Origin of the sequence: Microcoleus sp. F4-D5, assembly GCF_036704885.1 — a bacterium.
Lineage (GTDB): Bacteria > Cyanobacteriota > Cyanobacteriia > Cyanobacteriales > Microcoleaceae > Microcoleus.
In genome coordinates, this window is record NZ_JAUBSX010000048.1 from 20681 (window position 1) to 39913 (window position 19233).

A 19233-nucleotide genomic window follows, 5' to 3' on the forward strand; every position below is an offset into this window, starting at 1 on the left:
GTGTGTGGCACGGGCGGGACGCCCGTGTTAACTGTAGTTAAAATTTACACATATCCTACTCCAATTCTAGCTTCAAAGTTGGCAACAGCTTTTCTAAATTTTTGAGAGATTTTTGTTGCCAGGGAACATCCTTTGAACCCAACACCAACAGTTGAATAGTTTTCTTTTTCCGCACGGTAATGACAAATTTAGACAGCATACTGATACCAGAACTATTAACAAATTCCAAGTTCTTTAGGTTCAAAGTAATAGTAGGCGGTTCGGGATTGGCGACCTCATCTAACAATTCGACTATTGGTGCATACTCTGCTGGTCCGCTCAGACTGAGTTCGCCTTGGAAAAGGACTGTTACCGATTCTCGATCGTACTTAATGCTGTAATCTTCACCTTTAATTTCTTGAATACCCATTATTTTTTGGTTTCCTGACTAAAATATTGCGATTGCACAAAAAGAGTAAACATGGAAATGCTAGAAACTAGACAATAATTTGAGCCACCGTCGTCACCAGCATGATATCAAGACTGTCTGGTATTGTCTCAAATCTCCAACCGATCTTGGCTGAATAGTCATTAACCATCGTTAGTAATCCCAATCCCGACGTTTCACTTTCTGTTTCAGCATTTTTTTCAAGCTGCTGTAAATATAGTTCATTCGGGTCGTCGGAAGATAGTAGTTCTTTAATGAATGCCTGCAATTTATTGACAGATTCTGAATTGGCACAGTTGGTAGCAAAAATCACTGCGATCACCTCGACATCTTCAATAAAGTGTATACCAAACTTCACCTTATAAATATCATTGTCATCGGTGAATTTGATAGCATTTTCTAACAGTTCGTTAGCGACGTAACTCACTGCTCCCTTGCTTTGTTTAATCCGTTGTTCGCTGTTAGCATCCTCTTCATCCAGCGGTAGAAAACTAGACAAATAATCGGCTACAAAATGAGCCGAAAGCCTGTTATTGCGCCAGCGCTGCTTGATGGGACGAGAACTGGGGGTAAATGTAAGTTCTAGGGAGTCGTGTTCAGGAGGAAATTCTTCTATGAAGTCTCCCAAGATTTGTGTCATAGTTTTTAAGCTTCCAGATGTCATGATTTTTATCCCTCCAATTGATGTATTTATGTCACTTCTGGGTGAATTTCCATACGCCGTTCCAGTTAGCAGGAATACTATTTTCTAACAGCGATTGGATGCGTTTTAGGTAAAGTTGACTGGGCTTGTCATCTGGATTTAGGGCTACTATCTGTTCAAAACAAACTATGGCTTTAGCAAAATTTCCCTGACAATATTCTTGGAGTCCCTCCTCAAATACAGGCAAAGTTTGAATTTTGAGCGATCGCACTGGTTCTACTTCAACATCTACCACCTCACAAACTGTAATGGCTTCTTGTCTTCCTTTGACAATAGCCCGATCCAAAAAACGGATATGATACTTTTCGGGTTGACTCAAACGTTGTACCACATCTTCAGAAATTAATAAAGATACGCCATAATACTTAGTCAAGCCTTCCAGACGAGCGGTGAGATTGACATGATCTGAGAGCGCATCTGCTTGCATCCGATTCGCGTCTCCAATAATCCCAACCATCGTATCACCCACATGGATACCAATGCCAATCTTCAGCGGTATATCCCCATTTATTTTACGGCTTTCATTGTATTTTTTCAACTGCTCCAACTTCACAATTCCTGCCTGAATAGCATCATCAACACCATCGGGAAAAACTGCCATGACTCCATCTCCTATATACTTGACAATAAAACCGTTGTGCTTGCGAATTTCGGGACTAATTTGCTGTAAATAGTTATTGATGAAGTCAAAGTTTTCTTGAGGAGTCATTTGCTCCGCCATCGTGGTGAACGAACGCATATCGGAAAACATAATTGCCATCTCTTTGCTGACGTGATCTCCAAGCTGGAAATCAACCATACTCTGCTTGCCGAGAAATTGGAGATATTCATCGGGAACAAAACGTCCGTAAGCCTGCAAAAGTTTCTCTAATTCTTGTTCCCGCGCTTTCACAGTTTGCACCATATGCGAAAATACCTGTGCCAGTTCTCCCAGTGCATCACTCCGCGCTGCTACCTCTGACAATATCTGGGGTTCAAATTTGTTGTTTTTCACAGCAATAGCTGCATCTATAACCTTTTTAACCTGCTCGATATAAGTCTGCATCTCTCGATTTTTATGACGGATCTGGTTTTCCAGATCCGTGGAGTGTTGCGTGATAATTTCTACTAGAGTTTCATAGCTATTTTTTTCATCTTCGACTTCCTCAAGTTTTTTCATCAAATCCTGTAGCTGGGTTTTGAGTTCTTCTGGATATTTAGAATGTGGTAAATTTAGTTTTGGTTTCATAATGTATACTCCTGAATCCGGGATAGCAAAATTGTTTTACTCGCTCGCTGTAAATTATTACAACTTACACGGCTGAAGCGAGAAATCCGGTTGCTGCTTCAATGCTTGGCGACTAAATCCAAGCTCCATTGTAAAAACCGGGTTGACGACCGTCAATCATAAATTATGCACAATATTTCCCTGTTGCTTCAATACTAGCAAAGTAACGTCATCAAAAACCTTTTGTCCTCAAAAAAAAATTCGCAAATCATCGATGACGGCTTGCTTGATTTGTTCGGCGCTCAAATGGCAGTTTTGAGAAACCACTTCACATAGTCTTTCGATACCGTAGAATTTTTTGTGCATCTTTCTAGCTTCGGGGATGCCATCGGTGTACAGCACCACCTCGTCCCCCGGCTCTAAGTCTACTAAAACATGGCGGCTCAAATCGGAAATATTCTCATCTAAGCCGCTTGGAAATCCTAAATTTATCATATCAATGTGTTCAATTTGACCGGATTTTCTGACTGCGAGAGTTTCCTCGTTTTGACCGCTAATACTAACTTTAGGTCTCCGCAATTGAGGATAGGTAGAGTCAGGTTATTGTCCGATTTTACCCGCCGAATATTTTTATAAACATTACGGTTGAGGGCATCTACAAAGCGTACTGGATATAGTTCTTTAACTTCCTGCAAAGTGCAAACTGCCGCTTGAGCGATCGCCATCAAAATGCCACGTTACACTCCGTGTTCAGTGACATCACCAATGCAGAGTGTAACTACTCCGTCAGTACAAAGTAAGTCGTAATAATCGCCACCAACTTCATTTGCTGGTTCCATAAATCCAGCAAGTTCTAACTCTGTAATTGCTGCTAAATTCGCAGGTTTCGGCAGACTTAACTGCTGCATTTGTTTGAAAATATCTAGTTCGGATCTCATGCGAAAAATTTCTGTTTTGAGGCGCTAGTGGAGGGCAAAAATTGCCTGATTGGCTTAAGCTAGTTGGGATGTGCATTCTTCAACTTTATCTTCTAGAGTTTGATAAAGCAGAGTATTTTCGAGGGAAATAGCTGCTTGGGAAATAGTCTTTTTAAGATTTCCAATCAGTCAGCAGTAAATGCACCTGGGGCGAGACTGTTTTCTAAGTAAAAAATACCGAAGGCTTTACGTTGGTTAACAATAGGAGTAGACAATACAGATTTAGGTTGATGCTGAATAATGTACGAGTCGGCAGCAAAGATATTGTCAGTAGCAATATGTTTATTTACCAAGGTTTTTCCCTGGTACGCCAGACGTAGTTAATGGCAGCTATTGGAAGACTTTGGCTTTGAAAAAGTAGAATATTTGGCAAATAGCAGCTCTCCTCTAAATATTTAGCATATATCAATAATTGACCGCCATTTTTTAAATGATAGAACCTTGTGAATCTCCAGATTGTCGATTAAAAACTATAGGAAAATTGATAGCAATTATTGATGTATTTATTCAGATCAGGCTTGATAAGCTTTTATAACTGTTGCCAAATCCAGCATACCGGAAATATTATTGCCAGTATAACTGATGGTTGTGACGAGATTTTGATCGATTGTGTCTCCCGCATAAAAAGTTGTTTTTTGTTCTAAAATGGGGGCGAGTAAATGGGATATTTTTGTTCTAAATCCTGAATTTTTGCCTGAGTTTCCCAGCGAGTATAAGCGTAGTATAGTCAGTTAGATAGACGCGGGTAATTTTATCTTTACCTGCTTCCAGATAAAATTTAGCTGTAAGTTCGCACAAGAGCGCTTATTCTTGAAGGTATTGGTTTTTTTGGGCAGTAGCAATGGCGCGATCGTACAAATAGATAGCTTTGAGCCTGTCTCCCAATACTCGTCCTATTTCTGCGGCTACTAAATCATATTTATCAAAAACCTTTGAAGCGTTTGCTTCGCGGGAGCGAGATATTTTGCAAGTCACATCAGAGATATTATGGAGCGGATTTTTAGTTGATGTCTCATCCACTAAATTAGCTAATAAAAGTAGATCGGTTAAGAGCGACTGATAATGTTATCATATTAAAAACTGAACAAACATCAACCAATCGGCGTTCATCAGCGCTCATCTGCCTGCATCAGCGGTTAAAACAAAAAAATAAATACCCAACAAAAATGCAAATTACTCAAGCCCTCCACAGCGCCATACTCATATCCAACCTGGAAAAATCCCAACACTTTTACAGCAGCATACTAGGACTGGAAAAAATCGATCGAGTCTTAAAATTTCCCGGAATCTGGTATCAAATCGGCAACTCCCAGCTCCACCTAATTTTAGCTGCGACAATTATACCAGATGCCGTAAACCATGACAAATGGGGACGCAACCGACATCTAGCGTTTTCTGTGGCCAACTTAGAGGCAGCCAAACAACAATTAATTGCCCACAATTGCCCGTTCCAAATGAGCGCGTCAGGTCGATCGGCATTATTTACCCAAGATCCCGACGGCAACATCATCGAACTCAGCGAGTAACAGATGAAAGTCATCGCCTATTCTTACACCGAACCGCTACTCGAAGCAGCACCCGCACCGGAAATTTGGGGCCAAGAGGTCGATCGAATATATCAAGATTTAGGAGGGCGACAACAACTCCAGCAACTCCTCAAAGACTGCCAAACAGAACCAGTCAAATACTTATTAATTCAGCGGTTTGAAGAACTCGGCGACACATTGCAGCAAGTGTGTCTGCACCTGGCCCAACTCGAAACCCTCGGCATCGAAATCATCGTCCAAGCAGAAACGGAACCGCAAAACCGCAAAAACTTGCTGCAAATCCTCGCAGAACTCCAGCGCAGCCAACACAGCCGCAGCATCCGCAGAGGACACGCCCGCAACCGCATCAAATCGCGCATTCCACCGGGCAAGGCTCCCTACGGCTATCGGCGCGGCAAAGAGCGCTACACGATCGATCGATCGGCCGCCCCCGCCGTCAAAGACTTTTTTGAACACTTTCTCATCTACGGTTCTTTGCGCGGTTCCGTGCGCTATTTAGCAAAGAAATACAGCAAAAAAATCTCCGTCAGCACAGGCCGCCGCTGGCTGACAAATCCCGCCTACCGAGGCGATTTGGAATATCAAAACGGCCAAGTAATTTCTAACACCCACGTCCCGATTATTTCCAGAGAAGAAGCCGCCCAAGTAGACCGATTGCTGCGCCGCAACCGCCAACTTTCTCCCCGCGCCGCCAGCGCCCCCCGTTCCCTTGCAGGTTTAGCAATTTGTTCCGAATGCCGATCGCCTATGACAGTAGCAAAAGTTACCTCCTACCGCAAAGACAAAGAATACCTTTATTTGCGACCGATTAACTGTCCAAAAGAGCCTAAATGCAGCGGTTTTTCTTACGAAGAAATATTGCAATTAACCATCAAAAGAATCTGCGAGGATTTACCGCAGGCTGTCGCTGGGCTGCAAATGCCTGACATGAATGGAATTAAAGCAGGAATTGGCAGGGCGATCGGCTCCAAACAAGAAATCCTAGAGCAACTGCCAGCCCTGATTGAAAGCGGCATTTTAGACACAGAAACTGCCGAATTGAGAGCCTACAAAATCCGCACCGAAATTGCCGAAATGCAAACCAAACTCGCACAACTGCCCCCAGTGAATTTGCGAGAAACGGTTCAAACAGTTTCGCTTCCCCAATTTTGGCTCGATTTGTCAGAATCGGAACGCAGGTTTTACTTTCGAGAATTCATCAGCCAAATAGAGATTCTACGCGAAAATTTAACAGTAAAAGTGCAAATTATTTTCATTTTTTAAGGAGAGCAATCGACAACTTACCAATTAGCTTGACCTAACATTTTTAGCCTTCAGCCAATAGACCGTCATTTCTCCTTTACCTTTAACCGCGATCGCGCCTCTTTCCTCAAATAAATAACGATCTTTTAACTGCTCGTAAATAGGAGTAGTAACTTGAATATACCCCGGTAATCCTTGAGATTCCATCCGCGAAGCAACATTAACAGTATCTCCCCACAAATCATAGATGAATTTTTTAGTGCCAATTACGCCAGCAACTACTGGCCCTGTATTAATGCCAATCCTAATTTGGAAGGGTTCGCCCGTGTCAGTCAGAAAATAAGCGATCGCTTCCTGCATATCCAACGCCATATCCGCGATCGCTTCTGCATGATCTGCCCTCGGCACTGGCAACCCCCCTGCTACCATATAAGCATCCCCACTCGTTTTAATTTTCTCCAAACCGTGTTTTTCAGTTAGTTGGTCAAACTTTGAAAAAATCTGGTTTAGAAAATTCACCAATTCTAGAGGTGAATTTCTGGTAGAAAGAGACGTAAAACCAACAATATCGGCAAATAAAACTGTTGCTGACTCAAACCTCTCGGCCGCAGCACCCTCGCCTTTTTTCAATTTTTCAACAATCGCTTCTGGTAAAATATTTAGCAATAAATGATCCGACTTTTTTTGAGCAAGGCGTAAAGCTAGCTCCACCCCCTGCCGCTCTTTAATTTCGTTTTGCAAACGTCCGACAACTTCTTCTAATTGCTTCGTTTTCTCTTGAAGTAGCTTTTGTTGACTTTGAATTGTTAACTGATTTGCCACTCGTGCCAATACTTCTTTATCTTGAAAAGGTTTCGTAATATAGTCAACTGCTCCCACATCAAAGGCTTTCACCTTATCTACAACATCATCTAAGGCGCTTAAGAAAATCACTGGAATGGAACTGGTTTTTGGCGAAGCTTTCAACTGTGCACACACCTCATATCCATTGAGCTCAGGCATCATTACGTCCAGCAGAATTAGAGTGGGGGGAAACTCCAGCACTGTAGCGAGGGCCCTTTGCCCGTTCAGCGCTTTACGAACCTGATACCCTTGTTCGGTCAAGATTTTAGATAAAAGCCGTACATTATCTGGCTTATCATCAACTACTAAAATGTTGGCTTGAATTATAGAAAATAGATTGCTGTCCATGCGATCGCTCACGGTTTTATTTTTCAATGGAACATATTAATCTCACTAATTTGTGGTCAAAATTAAACTGTATAAACTCCGCTTTTTTTTCTCAAAATAGAGGGCAGCTAGAGGTATTAGGGGTGATTTTTGGTTTTTTTTGAAATATGAAATCCTCCGCAATTGTAATTAGTTTGAAACTGGTATTTTCATCGACTCCTAACTGCCAATTTCGCTAGCTCTATAATATCGTCAAATAGGAAATCATGCACTAAAGCCGCTAATATTTGTGCGGACAAAGAAAATTCTTTAGGCATTTCCTCAATTAAAGTAATAATTTTATCGTCGCAACATTCATGAGCAGCATGAGATATCTTATCCACCCACTCAAGAGGCATTTTACCGAGTTGTGATTCTACTACAGATTGATTGCTGGTTCCTCGGCTAATTTCATTTTCATTTTCTAGTTTGGCATCAACAGATTCCTCGTAAATGTAGCGCACTCCTAAAAGTTGTTCCATTTTCGCAAATAATATCTTTGCCTCAAAGGGTTTACGCATGAAATCATCACAGCCTGCTCCTAAAATAGTTTTTCGCTCCTCTTCAAAAGCGCTAGCAGTAAGAGCAACTATTACAGTTTGTTTTCCGAGAGGATGAGCTTTAATTTTTCTGGTGGCTTCATAGCCATTCATGACAGGCATCTGCATATCCATCCAGATCAGGTGCGGTTTCCAATCCTCCCATACAGCAATAGCTTCTTGACCATTTTTAGCTTCTCTGACGAGGATGCCTAGCGGTGATAATAATCTCTCTATGACAAGACAATTATCCGCCCGATCGTCAACCACCAAAATCCGATATTCTGGTTGATTAGGTGCTAAACCAATTACTTTTTTCTGGGGTTTAAGCATTTTAATTTCGGTGGGATCTGGCAGCCTCATTTCAATATCAAAAGCAAACTTACTTCCCACATCAGGTGTACTGCTGACAGTAATATCTCCTCCCATCATTTGTACAAATTTGCGACTAATTGGTAAACCTAATCCAGTCCCTTCTTGAGATTTACGACCTGTTTGTGTTTGCTCGAACGGTTCAAATAACTTATTTATCTCTTCTGCGTCAATGCCCGGGCCGGTATCTTCAATTTCAAACTGAAGGCGTACAAATACCGGGTGAAGGTCATTTGCATCTACACCATCAAAGTCGGCCTGCGAGGACTGATTAGAACCAGCGCTGGCGGGTTTTGTTTGTATAGCTGCGCTTTCCATCGCCCAGCTTTCCGACTGTTCAAAATCCACGCAGGCGGGTTTTGTTTGTGTAGTTGCAGTTGCAACTGCCAAACTTTCTTCTACCTTCTTTTTCACTTGCAACGTAACGCTACCCGTCTCTGTAAACTTGATCGCATTTCCGACAAGATTAATCAAAATTTGGCGCAATTTACCTTCATCTCCATTAACAAAGTGTGGTACGCCGTCAACCACTTCAAAATTTAGCTGCAATTTCTTAGATTTAGCTTTTAATCGAAACATTTCTCTTAAGGTTTCTAGCAGGCGCATTAAATTAAAACTGCTTTCATTAAGCTGACTTCTGCCCGCTTCAATTTTGCACATTTCCAAAATGTCATTAATTAGCGAAAGCAAGTGTTCGCCGGCGCGATTAATTATTTCTAGGTGCTGCTGGTGTTGATTGTTGAGAGATGAATCGCGCACCATCACCTGACTAAATCCCAGAATGGCATTCAGGGGAGTCCGCAGTTCGTGGCTCATAGAAGAAAGAAATTCGCTCTTGGCGCGGTTAGCTTTATCCGCAGCGACGACAGCTTTTTGTAATGCTATCTCTGCTAATTTGCGATCGGTAATTTCAGTTTTGGCTTGTTCAAAAAGGGTGGATTGCTGGATGGCAATTGCTAGCTGCACGGAAATTTGCTTGAGAGATTCTATCTCAGAAGAGTTCCAAAGTCTTTGACTGCGGCAGTGATGAGCAATGAGTAGCCCCCATAATTTTTTACCTTGCAAAATGGGAATCACGAGGTTAGCTTTAATTTCAAACTGGCTGAGTAAATTAATATGGCACTCGGAAATACCTGCCGTATAAATATCGTCGATCGCGCGAAGGTGTCCCTTCTCGTAAACAGAGACGTAGCATTCCTGAAAGCAAGGATCGTTAATATCAATTCCCAAAATCGGCATCGTATCGGCTGCTACCGACTCGACGGTTATAAATCCACTCCAATCTGGATTAAAACGGTAAATAACAGTCCTGTCAGTTGACAAAAACTGGCGTACTTCTTCCACAGCCATTGTCAGCACTTCTTCTAGGTTAAGAGAAGAACGAATCCGCTCTTGAATGGAATTAACGAGCCGCTCCCTTTTTAGTTGCTGCTGCAAGGCTAGTTCCGCCTGTTTGCGAGCAGTAATATCCACTCCATAACCAACGCACTCGACAGGTATGCCAGCAGCATCTTTGACCAACTTAACCTCATCGTATATCCATCGATAACTACCGTCTTTGTGCCGTTCTCGGTATTCGTAGGAGATAAATTCTTTTTCCAATATCTGAGCGAATGAAGTATCAACAAGCTCTCGATCTTCTGGGTGGACGAGGCTATGCCAATCAAGGGAACCATCAACAAATTCTCTCGCTTCGTAACCCATCATTGAAAAAATATTCTCGCTGACAAATGTTACGTCATAATTTCCTCCTAATTGGCAGCTAAAAATCACCGCCGGGGTAGTCGCCAGCAAATATTGCAAGCGTTCGGTAACAGAGCGCAATGTTAACTCGGCTTGCTTGCGATCGCGAGATTCCATTACTAAAGCTGCGATCTGTGCCAAATAGCTAGCGAAGCTTTGTTCGTCGAGCGTCCAATTCCTCCTCGTTCCCTGATGTTCTAAACAAATTACACCAGCAATTTGTCCTTGATGGGTAATAGGAACATCTAGGATTGACGAGATGTTTAAAGGCATCAAATAAGATTCTCTAAGTTCTCGGGTGCGCGGATCGGTTTTGGTATCAACCGCTACGATCGCCTGTTCTGCATTCAAAGCTTGGAAATAGCTAGGATAGTCAGCAACTTTCAGTTCAGCACCCCGGCTGTGTTGATTTGCCGTCAGTTCGTAGAGGTCGGCACACCACATTCCTGATTTATCTGCCCGATAAAACCAAATACTTCCCCGCTCAACATTCAGAGTACGGCTTGCCATCTGCGTAATCTCTCTCAAAGCCTCGCCAACATTTCCCTCGTAGATACTAGAATTTTTTGCTAATTCTAGCAAGGCTGTTTGTTGTTCTGTCAACCTATTTTCTCTTTCGCGCAAAGCGGATTCAGCGGCTATTCTTTCTCTAATTTCTGCTTCTAAATAACCGTTTATTTCTCTCAACTGTGTGGTACGCTCTTGGACTTTAGTTTCTAAATCATCATAAGCGTGGCGCAAAGCTGATTCTGCATCTTCACGCACGGCTATTTCACTCTGCAACTTACGATTTATTACCTCTAATTCTTGGGGGGTTTTTAAAGATAACAACTGTGGCAGTAGTGTTACCATCTGTCCCGCCGTGAAGCAGGAAACCAGTGCAGTAAGTGCTTTCTCAATCCCCGACAGCCAATAAGCGGAATGCCACAAAGTCCAAATTTCTAGCAAGTGACCCGTGCCGCACAGAATAATAAATGCACTAAATAAAGCAAATATTCCTAAAAAAGGGATATCGCGCCGTTTGAAGATAAAATAAAGTAGCATCGCCGGAATTGAATAGTAGGCGATCGCAATTAAAAAGTCGCCCGTTACGTGCAGCCACACTAAAGGCGTTTGCCAGAGATAGCAATGACCGTGAGGCATATACTGAGTTGGGGAAAAGATATTTTTGAGGAATTCCCACATAATATTTCCTGTTGGTAAATAATATATATTTGATGCTGGCTATGTTAGGCCAAAAAGTGAAAGGTATCGAAACTTGTAGCCTAATTCGGAATGAGTTATTAGCGCCTCAACCAAACTTCTTCATCACAGCTTGCTTCTTGGGCAACAACTTGCGATTGCAAAGTTGCGATCGCCAAGGAATTTCAATAATAAACTCAGTACCTCTCCCAACCTCGGAAGTACAGCGCAAATAACCTTCATGGGTTTGAATAATTTGATAAGAAATCGCCAAACCCAGCCCGGTACCATAACCGATGGGTTTCGTCGTATAAAAGGGATCGTAAATTTTAGCGATCGTCTCAGCATCTATGCCAGTGCCATTATCAGCAATACGAATCTGCACCCACTTGCCATCAACTAAAAGCGTGCGGATGCGAATTTTTAGCAGTTGGCAATGGGTGTTTTGTAAGCGATCGGGCAAATTATTTTCCCAATATCCTTTGCTGGAACGCCCCTGCGCCGCCATCTGTTCTAAAGCATCAATAGCATTAGAAAAAATGTTCATAAAAACTTGGTTGATCTGTCCAGCATAGCATTCCAATAGTGGCAACTCTCCATACTCTTTAATCACTTGGATAGGTGGACGGTTTGTTTGTTCTTTCAATCGGTGCTGCAAAATCATTAAAGTGCTGTCGATACCTTCATGGATATTTATTTGTTTCATATCGGCTTCGTCTAAGCGGGAGAAAGTGCGTAAAGATTTAACAATCTCTCTAATGCGCTCTGCTCCAATTTTGATCGAACCAAAAATTTTTTGCAAGTCTTCTAAAATAAAATCGAGTTCTATGCTGTTAATCTTGTCTGCAATTTCCGCCGCAGGAGTGGGGTAATAAACTTGATAAACCTTAATCAATTCCAAAATATCTTTAATATATTCCTCAGCCGGAATCAGATTTCCATAAATGAAGTTAACAGGGTTATTTATTTCGTGAGCAACCCCAGCTACCATTTGCCCCAAAGAAGACATTTTTTCAGTTTGTACGAGTTGAGTTTGGGCGTCTTTTAGTTGTTGCAGAGTGTTCTCTAGCTGCTCAGTTCGTTCTAGCAGTTGAGCTTCTGAGTCCCGCAATGAATTTTCAGCCAAGGAGCGATCGCGGTTTTCTTGTTGCAAAAGTTCATTGGTTAATTTTAAAGCCAGCGTTCTCTCTATCACACGTTTTTCCAATTCTAGCATTAATTGCGAGAGTGCTTCCTGAGCTTGCTTGCGATCGCCAATCTCATTTTGTAAAGCCAAATTTGCCGCCGCCAGTTGATCCGGACTGGGAATCGCCAAGATTTTTGGGATTAGTTCCACCAGGACTGCTGCTGTACATAGCGAAATCAGCGCTGTAATCCCTTTAAGAAAACCCGAGAACCAATAATTAGGATGCCACAGCGTCCATATTTCCATAATATGAGTAATTCCGCAGCAGATAATAAAAGAGCCAAATAACATGAAAACCCAGTCAAAAGGCACATCTTTCCGCTTCTGGACAATATAAATCAGCGTCAGGGGTATCAAAAAATAAGCGACGGCGATCGCAGCATCCGATACAATGTGCACCCCCACTAATCCAGGCTTCCACAAATAGCAATGACCGTGAGGAATAAAATAATTTGGAAACATTTTATGAACCATTTGTATCAAATCAACACGATTATGTGGTATGATTTATTGTCAGGTATTATAGCTGGCTTAAAAAATCTTATACCACAAAAAAAGAATAACGCTTTTGGAATTAACACTTGTGATGAACAGATGCAAGGATGTAGAAATACTTTTAATAAGATTAGCACCCATTGACTAAGCTTTAGCAATCTCAACTGTCACATTTTTCATGGTGGCTTCACGAGCAACTGTGACACCTATATGACATTTTGGCTAACGAGCGAGAATAACTGAGCGCGGCTCCCTTTCAGCTAGGAGCGCCAGCAGCTCTTGAAATTCGGTTAGAGCACTCAGTTACCCCTGAGGCAACGGGGCAAGCACAAGATTTGAGGGAGATCACGGATTTCACTTAACCAAGAGAACCCTTCTCAAAAACCTGTAGAGCTGGGTTCACTCTTCATGGATCTAAACTTCAGCCAAAAGCTGCGTCAGACTTAAGTCTCTTGCTAACAGCTAAAGTCCACAGCGAAGATGACTAATGAGTTTAAAAGTCCTAATTTATAGTTTTATTCAGAGGACTTAAGCTGTGAGGAAGGGTTCAATTCGTGCCGGATGAGAAGTTTAACTTTAAGTTGACACCAACTCAGCTTTACAGGCTCAAAAGTGATAATATCAACGATACACTTATAAGGTAATTGCAAGTTATGACGATAGATGAGGTAATACAGCTAATTCGTGCCAGATTACAAAAAGATTTATATCCAGTACAAGAAATTATACTCCGCCAAGTTTGGGAAGGAAAGACTTATACAAGTATCGCATCTACCTCTCATTACGGAGAGCATTACCTGAGAAACATCGCCTCGTGCTTGTGGCAAAGTCTCTCTGAAATCTTGCAGACATCTATTAATAAATCAAATTTTAGATCCTCTCTAGAATCGCGTTCCCTGACTGCTGAGGAACGAGAATTAATTCAAGAATTCACCCGCAGGCAATGCCGAGCAACACCTTTAGAATTTCCCGGCTCTCCCGTGCCCCTCGGTTCGCCATTTTATATCCATCACCCACTAATTGAAGAACTCGCGTATCGAGAGATTGCCAAACCAGGAAGTGTTCTGCGGATTAAAGCTCCCAGGAAGATGGGAAAAAGTTCCCTTCTGCTGAGGATTTTAGATCGCGCTAATTCTCTTGGCTATCGCACTGTAAGTTTGGATTTTCAGCAAGCCGAAGAAGCTGTTTTAGGCAACCTAGATAAATTTTTACGGTGGTTTTGTGCCAACATCAGCCGTCACCTAGAATTGCCACCTCTATTAGATGATTATTGGGATGAAGATATGGGTAGCAAAGTAAGCTGCATCATCTATTTGCAACAATATGTATTAAGAGAAATAAGTAGCCCCCTTGTCTTAGCTTTAAATGAAGTCAATAGGCTTTTCGAGTATCCAAAAATTGCCAGAGAATTTTTGCCGCTGGTGCGAAGCTGGCATGAAGAAGCAAAGCGGATTGAATCCATGGAAAAACTACGTTTAATAGTTCTTCACTCCACAGAAATTTATATTCCTTTAAAGCTCACTGAATCGCCTTTTAATGTCGGTTTGCCGCTGCAATTGCCCTATTTTACAGAAGAGCAGATACTTACTTTAGCGCAGCGTCACGGACTGGATTGGACAGATAGCCCGAATGCCGATCGACTGATGGCTATGGTGGGGGGGCATCCTTATCTGGTGCGGCTAGCTCTTTACCACCTCTGTCAAAACAGTGTAACGCTAGATCGGCTACTACAAGAAGCTCCTACAATAGGGGGAATTTATAAAAATTACTTGCGGAGTTTTTGGGTGACATTGCAAGAGTATCCCGAACTTGCGGTTGCACTAAAACAAGTGGTAAAATCGGAGCGCGGTGTGGAATTAGATCCGATAGTAGCTTCTAAATTAGTTAGTATGGGGCTGATTCATCTCGATAACAACCGCTGTACGCTGAGCTGCGAGTTGTACCGCCTGTATTTTGGTTCGCAAAACTTTATTTAGTTATTGCCCCACCTGAAAAATCTGTTCTGCGGTTAAGTTTAGATCGGGGAAAGCAAGCGATCGCACCCGCTCATCACCTCTAAACTGATTAACTACATACTCACCGTCAACCAATTGGTTGACGGAAATAGTGGGTTGTTTGGGGTTGCCAATATATCTTCTGCCCCCCAACCCTAAATAATCGACAATCCAGTATTCAGGAATTGCCAATTTTTCATATTCTGCTAACTTTATCAAGTAGTCATCTTGCCAATTCGTACTCACGATTTCGATGACTAAACGGATAGTTTCACCTCGGGTAATAGTCGATCGCTTTTTCCACATCGGTTCCGTTTCGATTTGTTGCCAATCTAACACCATCACATCTGGGCTGTAGCCAGACTTATCAGAATCAATAGCCTTAATAATTCCTTGGCGGGGAATGAAAGAGGGCAAAGCCAAACGTTCAATCTGAACGCCTACTTTGAGGGCAAGGAAGCCCCCTACTTGTTCGTGAGTTCCTGTTGCTTGCATTTCGATAACGGCTCCATCATGTAGCTCAAAGCGACCTTGACCCTCTGGATACCAGTCCAGAAACTCGTCTAGGGTCATTTGTTTAGACTGGGCCGGTTGTTCTTGAATGAGCATATTGATTCTCCTTGTTTGCTGTTAATTTCAATGTCAATATAAATTTACAACATTAGGCTATATTGTATAATAACTTCTACTTTTTACTGTGTCAATTTTATTATAAAAACAATTACTTGGGAAACTGAAATTTTACCGATGGATTATAATTCAGTAGAGATGGTGACAAAAATAACGCTCAGACTGCCTCTTTTTATAAAATTTCACCTTGAAACCCACCCATAAACCGCATGACTCAGGTAACATACCAAATTGGTGGCAGTCTCGCCAGTGATGCGCCTACATACGCAGTGCGACAAGCCGATTCCGAACTCTATCAAGCCTTAAAAGCTGGCGAATTTTGTTACGTCCTAAATTCGCGGCAAATGGGCAAATCTTCTCTCTTAGTCCGCACCCTGCACCGACTGCAAGCAGAAGGTTTTCAATGCAGCACGATCGACATGACGCGCATCGGCAGCGAAAACATTACTCCTTTACAATGGTACAAAGGAATTATTGCGGATTTATGGCGCAGCTTCAATTTATTAGGAAAAGTTAATTTAAAAAGTTGGTGGCAAGAACAAGAAGAAATTTCTTTTCTGCAAAGATTGAGTCAATTTATTGAAGATATCTTATTAGTAAAAATTTCCACACAGCGGATATTTATATTTGTCGATGAAATTGACAGCATTTTAAGTTTAAATTTTCCCGTCGATGACTTTTTCGCGTTGGTTCGGTATTGTTACAACCAAAGAGCCATCAATCCTGAATATAACCGGATTACCTTTGCACTTTTCGGAGTAGCGACACCCAGCGATTTAATTGCCGATAAAACAAGAACTCCTTTTAATATCGGACGAGCGATCGATTTGCCAGGATTTAACTTAGCGGAAGCACAGCCTCTAGCGAAAGGATTAGAAAATGCAGTAACTAATCCGCAAGCAGTTATCAAAGAAATCTTATTTTGGACGGAAGGGCAGCCATTTTTAACTCAAAAAATATGTGAATTAGTGGTAAAAATGGCAGGAATTTCACACAGCAAAACTTTAAATTTTCCACCGGGAACAGAGGGATTTTTTGTAGAATCGGTGGTGAGAGAAAACATCATCAATAAATGGGAATCGCAAGACGAGCCAGAGCATTTAAAGACAATCCGCGATCGCCTCCTTGGCAACGAACAACGCACTGCACGTAGCTTAGGCATCTATCAACAACTATTGCAGGGGGGTGAAATTGAAGCGGATGATAGTCGAGAGCAGATCGAACTGCTGCTATCAGGTTTGGTAGTGAAACAACAAGGTTTGTTGAAGGTCAGAAACCCGATTTATCAAGCAGTGTTTAACCTACAATGGGTAGAAAAACAGTTAGAGCAACTGCGCCCTTACTCCCAAGCTTTCAACGCTTGGATCGCTTCTCAACAACAAGATGAATCGCGACTGTTGCGGGGACAATCCCTCAAAGACGCTTCCTACTGGGCCCAGGGAAAAAGTTTGAGCGATTTGGATTATCAATTTTTAGCGACTTCTCAAGAATTAGACAGGCTGGAAGTACAGCAAGCGCTGGAAGCAGAACGAGTTAAAGAAGTCGAAGCGCGACTGGCAGAGGAACACAAGCGGTTAGTTTTACAGCGACAGACAGCGAAGCGACAGAGGAGGTTGATTGGAGCGTTGAGTGGAGCGCTGATAGTTGCGATCGCCTCCAGCATTCTCGCCCTCTGGCAATACCATAACGCCGTCACCAGCGAAATTCAGGCCCTCGCCTCCTCCTCCGCAGGACAATTCGCCTCCCAACAGCGATTGGACGCCCTCGTGAGCGCCATCAAAGCCAGAGGCAGGCTCGACCGTCTCGCGCATTCCAGCCCGCAGTTGCAATGTCAAGTTCGACAAGTCCTGCAACAAGCCATCTACGGAACGGCAGAATTCAATCGCCTGTTGGGGCATTCCAGCCCGGTTCTGGCAGTTGATGTCAGCCCAGACGGTCAACTCATCGCCACCGGAGGCGGCGACCAAACAGCCAAGGTGTGGCAACGGGATGGCACCTTGCTGCACACTCTCAACCACACGATCAGCAGCGTCTACGCCCTTCGTTTTAGTCCCGACGGCCAGCGCCTGGTAACATCCAGCGTAGACGGCAACATTTATCTGTGGAGTCGGTTCGGCAAGCTGCTCAAAACCTTTCAGGGACACAGCGCTGCGATCTGGGCGATCGCCGTGAGTCCAGACGGTGAGCGCATCGCCTCCGCCAGCGAAGACAGCACCATTCGGCTGTGGAGTGTCGATGGCAAACTGCTCAAAACCCTGAACGGACATCAAGGTGCAGTTTGGGGTGTTGCCTTTAGCCCCGATGGAAACCTGCTGGCCTCTAGCAGCACAGACAATACGGTCAAGGTCTGGACTCTAGACGGCAAACTGGTGAGAACCCTGGAAGGTCACAGCGCCAGCGTTTGGGACGTTGAGTTTGCCTTGCTTGCAGACAACAGCGGCGCAAAACGTCCCGCCATTGTCTCTGCCAGCGCTGACAACACTGTCAAACTCTGGCAACCCGACGGCACCCTGCTGCGAACTCTTAGCGGTCACAGTGCGGAAGTGTTTGAAGTCGCCGTCAGCACAGCAGGTGATGTCATTGCTTCCGCCAGCGCCGACCAAACCATCAACCTCTGGAAGCCTGACGGGACACTTTTGAAAGTCCTTAAAGGGCATCAATCTGGAATTCGCGGGCTTGCTTTTATTCCCAACAATCAAATGGTTGTCTCTGCTAGCGACGACAATACTGTTCGACTATGGAATCCGACAAACCCCTTCTCAAAAGTCCTTTACGGACATGGCGGCACGATTTGGGATGTGGATTTCTCCCCCGGAGGTCAGATGCTAGCTTCCGCGTCTTCCGATGGCAGTTTCAAACTGTGGGCCCGAGACGGCACGTTGCTGAAGTCTTTTGCCGGAAACGAGACTGCAGTTCGCTCCGTTGCTTTCCTCTCTGGTGCCAGCGCCAATCCTGCGATCGCGCCTTTCCTTGCTACCGCTAGTGAAGATAAAACAATTAAATTCTGGCAGTTGGACGGGACGCTGCTGAAAACCATAACAGGTCATGGGGCTGGAGTTTGGGATATCTCCCCAAGTCCAGATGGTCGGCTGCTGGCTTCTGCTAGCAACGATAAAACCGTGAAACTGTGGAAAAAGGACGGCAGGGCGGGCACGGGGGCAGCGCTCCTACGAACTTTCACAGGGCATCGGGCTAGGGTTTACGATGTGGACTTTACCTCTGACGGACAGAGGCTGCTTTCAGGCAGTAGCGACAGCACTGCTCGGTTGTGGAGCCTTGACGGTCGGTTTTCCAAGACTCTAAAAGGTCATCGCAGCCCGATTTGGGAAGTTGCCATCAGTCCAGACGATCGCACTTTGGCAACTGCCAGCAGGGATGACACGATTAAACTCTGGACGATCGATGGCACGTTGCTCAAAACCCTCAAGGGAAATACTAGAGGTCTGATGGCGGTTGATTTCAGTCCTGACGGTCAAATGCTGGTGGGGGGAGGCTCAACAGGCGCACTCAAACTCTGGAAAACCGACGGGACAGAAATAACGACCCTAACCGGACATGAAGGGAACGTTTGGGGAGTTGCGTTTGGCCCCGATGGCAAACTCATTGCCTCTGTTGGGGACGATCGCACTGTGATTTTGTGGGATGTGGAGCGAATTCTCAAACTAGATGAACTGGCTTATGCGTGCGATCGCGTGCGGGATTACCTGCAAACGAATACTGAAGTGAAGGAGGAGGACAGACATTTGTGCGATCTAGTGGGCGATCGTTAAATTATCTGAA

At 43.6% G+C, this 19233-nt stretch carries 15 protein-coding genes; 4 read left to right on the plus strand and 11 right to left on the minus strand.

What is annotated here, in order from left to right; all coding sequences use genetic code 11:
• Positions 1-55: 55 nt before the first annotated feature.
• From QUA80_RS21010 to QUA80_RS21040, 7 genes are all read right to left on the minus strand, one after another.
• Positions 56-409 (minus strand): slr1659 superfamily regulator, encoded by a 354-nt coding sequence (locus QUA80_RS21010; protein ID WP_333427027.1) that lies wholly within the window; start codon positions 407-409, stop codon positions 56-58.
• Between the two features lie 67 nt (positions 410-476).
• Positions 477-1091, minus strand: coding sequence for a DUF6272 family protein (locus QUA80_RS21015; RefSeq protein WP_333237868.1), 615 nt, complete (start codon positions 1089-1091; stop codon positions 477-479).
• A gap of 31 nt (positions 1092-1122) precedes the next feature.
• Entirely contained in the window at positions 1123-2358 is a 1236-nt protein-coding gene (locus tag QUA80_RS21020; protein ID WP_333427028.1) for an adenylate/guanylate cyclase domain-containing protein, read from the minus strand.
• Between the two features lie 228 nt (positions 2359-2586).
• Entirely contained in the window at positions 2587-2916 is a 330-nt protein-coding gene (locus QUA80_RS21025; protein WP_333427029.1) for a SpoIIE family protein phosphatase, read from the minus strand.
• Positions 2917-3074: 158 nt separating this feature from the next.
• Entirely contained in the window at positions 3075-3275 is a 201-nt protein-coding gene (locus QUA80_RS21030) for a hypothetical protein (protein ID WP_333427030.1), read from the minus strand.
• Positions 3276-3439: 164 nt separating this feature from the next.
• Positions 3440-3577 (minus strand): GAF domain-containing protein, encoded by a 138-nt coding sequence (locus QUA80_RS21035; protein WP_333427048.1) that lies wholly within the window; start codon positions 3575-3577, stop codon positions 3440-3442.
• Between the two features lie 541 nt (positions 3578-4118).
• Positions 4119-4334, minus strand: coding sequence for a hypothetical protein (locus QUA80_RS21040; RefSeq protein ID WP_333427031.1), 216 nt, complete (start codon positions 4332-4334; stop codon positions 4119-4121).
• 146 nt (positions 4335-4480) lie between these two features.
• On the opposite strand from QUA80_RS21040, the gene QUA80_RS21045 reads away from it, so the two are divergent.
• Together QUA80_RS21045 and QUA80_RS21050 are read left to right on the plus strand one after the other, a co-directional pair.
• On the plus strand, positions 4481-4840 hold the full coding sequence (locus QUA80_RS21045; RefSeq protein WP_333427032.1) for a VOC family protein: 360 nt from the start codon (positions 4481-4483) through the stop codon (positions 4838-4840).
• Between the two features lie 3 nt (positions 4841-4843).
• Complete coding sequence (locus QUA80_RS21050; protein ID WP_333427033.1) at positions 4844-6124, plus strand: recombinase family protein; 1281 nt, start codon at positions 4844-4846, stop codon at positions 6122-6124.
• A gap of 24 nt (positions 6125-6148) precedes the next feature.
• Here QUA80_RS21050 and QUA80_RS21055 read toward each other — a convergent pair whose 3' ends face one another.
• The 3 genes from QUA80_RS21055 to QUA80_RS21065 all read right to left on the minus strand — a co-directional run bounded on the left by QUA80_RS21055 (position 6149) and on the right by QUA80_RS21065 (position 12814).
• Positions 6149-7294, minus strand: coding sequence for an adenylate/guanylate cyclase domain-containing protein (locus QUA80_RS21055; RefSeq protein ID WP_333427049.1), 1146 nt, complete (start codon positions 7292-7294; stop codon positions 6149-6151).
• Between the two features lie 188 nt (positions 7295-7482).
• On the minus strand, positions 7483-11151 hold the full coding sequence (locus QUA80_RS21060) for a GAF domain-containing protein (protein WP_333427034.1): 3669 nt from the start codon (positions 11149-11151) through the stop codon (positions 7483-7485).
• A 106-nt stretch (positions 11152-11257) separates the two neighbouring features.
• Entirely contained in the window at positions 11258-12814 is a 1557-nt protein-coding gene (locus QUA80_RS21065; RefSeq protein ID WP_445302274.1) for a sensor histidine kinase, read from the minus strand.
• A 668-nt stretch (positions 12815-13482) separates the two neighbouring features.
• Here QUA80_RS21065 and QUA80_RS21070 point away from each other — a divergent pair.
• Entirely contained in the window at positions 13483-14805 is a 1323-nt protein-coding gene (locus QUA80_RS21070; protein WP_333427036.1) for an AAA-like domain-containing protein, read from the plus strand.
• On the opposite strand, the gene QUA80_RS21075 is transcribed toward QUA80_RS21070, so the two are convergent.
• Positions 14806-15432: a Uma2 family endonuclease gene (locus tag QUA80_RS21075; protein ID WP_333427037.1), complete on the minus strand. Its 627-nt coding sequence runs from the start codon at positions 15430-15432 to the stop codon at positions 14806-14808. It abuts the gene before it with no gap.
• Between the two features lie 230 nt (positions 15433-15662).
• On the opposite strand from QUA80_RS21075, the gene QUA80_RS21080 reads away from it, so the two are divergent.
• Positions 15663-19223 carry an AAA-like domain-containing protein gene (locus tag QUA80_RS21080; protein ID WP_333427038.1) on the plus strand — a complete coding sequence of 1187 codons (3561 nt, stop codon included), beginning with the start codon at positions 15663-15665 and terminating at the stop codon, positions 19221-19223.
• Positions 19224-19233: the final 10 nt, after the last annotated feature.

What these genes read in the sequence shown, in the direction of transcription:
- QUA80_RS21010 (WP_333427027.1), bottom strand. Translation starts at nt 409, where the DNA reads ATGGGTATTCAAGAAATTAAAGGTGAAGATTACAGCATTAAGTACGAT.
- QUA80_RS21015 (WP_333237868.1), bottom strand. Translation starts at nt 1,091, where the DNA reads ATGACATCTGGAAGCTTAAAAACTATGACACAAATCTTGGGAGACTTC.
- QUA80_RS21020 (WP_333427028.1), bottom strand. Translation starts at nt 2,358, where the DNA reads ATGAAACCAAAACTAAATTTACCACATTCTAAATATCCAGAAGAACTC.
- QUA80_RS21030 (WP_333427030.1), bottom strand. Translation starts at nt 3,275, where the DNA reads ATGAGATCCGAACTAGATATTTTCAAACAAATGCAGCAGTTAAGTCTG.
- QUA80_RS21045 (WP_333427032.1), top strand. Translation starts at nt 4,481, where the DNA reads ATGCAAATTACTCAAGCCCTCCACAGCGCCATACTCATATCCAACCTG.
- QUA80_RS21050 (WP_333427033.1), top strand. Translation starts at nt 4,844, where the DNA reads ATGAAAGTCATCGCCTATTCTTACACCGAACCGCTACTCGAAGCAGCA.
- QUA80_RS21055 (WP_333427049.1), bottom strand. Translation starts at nt 7,294, where the DNA reads ATGGACAGCAATCTATTTTCTATAATTCAAGCCAACATTTTAGTAGTT.
- QUA80_RS21060 (WP_333427034.1), bottom strand. Translation starts at nt 11,151, where the DNA reads ATGTGGGAATTCCTCAAAAATATCTTTTCCCCAACTCAGTATATGCCT.
- QUA80_RS21070 (WP_333427036.1), top strand. Translation starts at nt 13,483, where the DNA reads ATGACGATAGATGAGGTAATACAGCTAATTCGTGCCAGATTACAAAAA.
- QUA80_RS21075 (WP_333427037.1), bottom strand. Translation starts at nt 15,432, where the DNA reads ATGCTCATTCAAGAACAACCGGCCCAGTCTAAACAAATGACCCTAGAC.
- QUA80_RS21080 (WP_333427038.1), top strand. Translation starts at nt 15,663, where the DNA reads ATGACTCAGGTAACATACCAAATTGGTGGCAGTCTCGCCAGTGATGCG.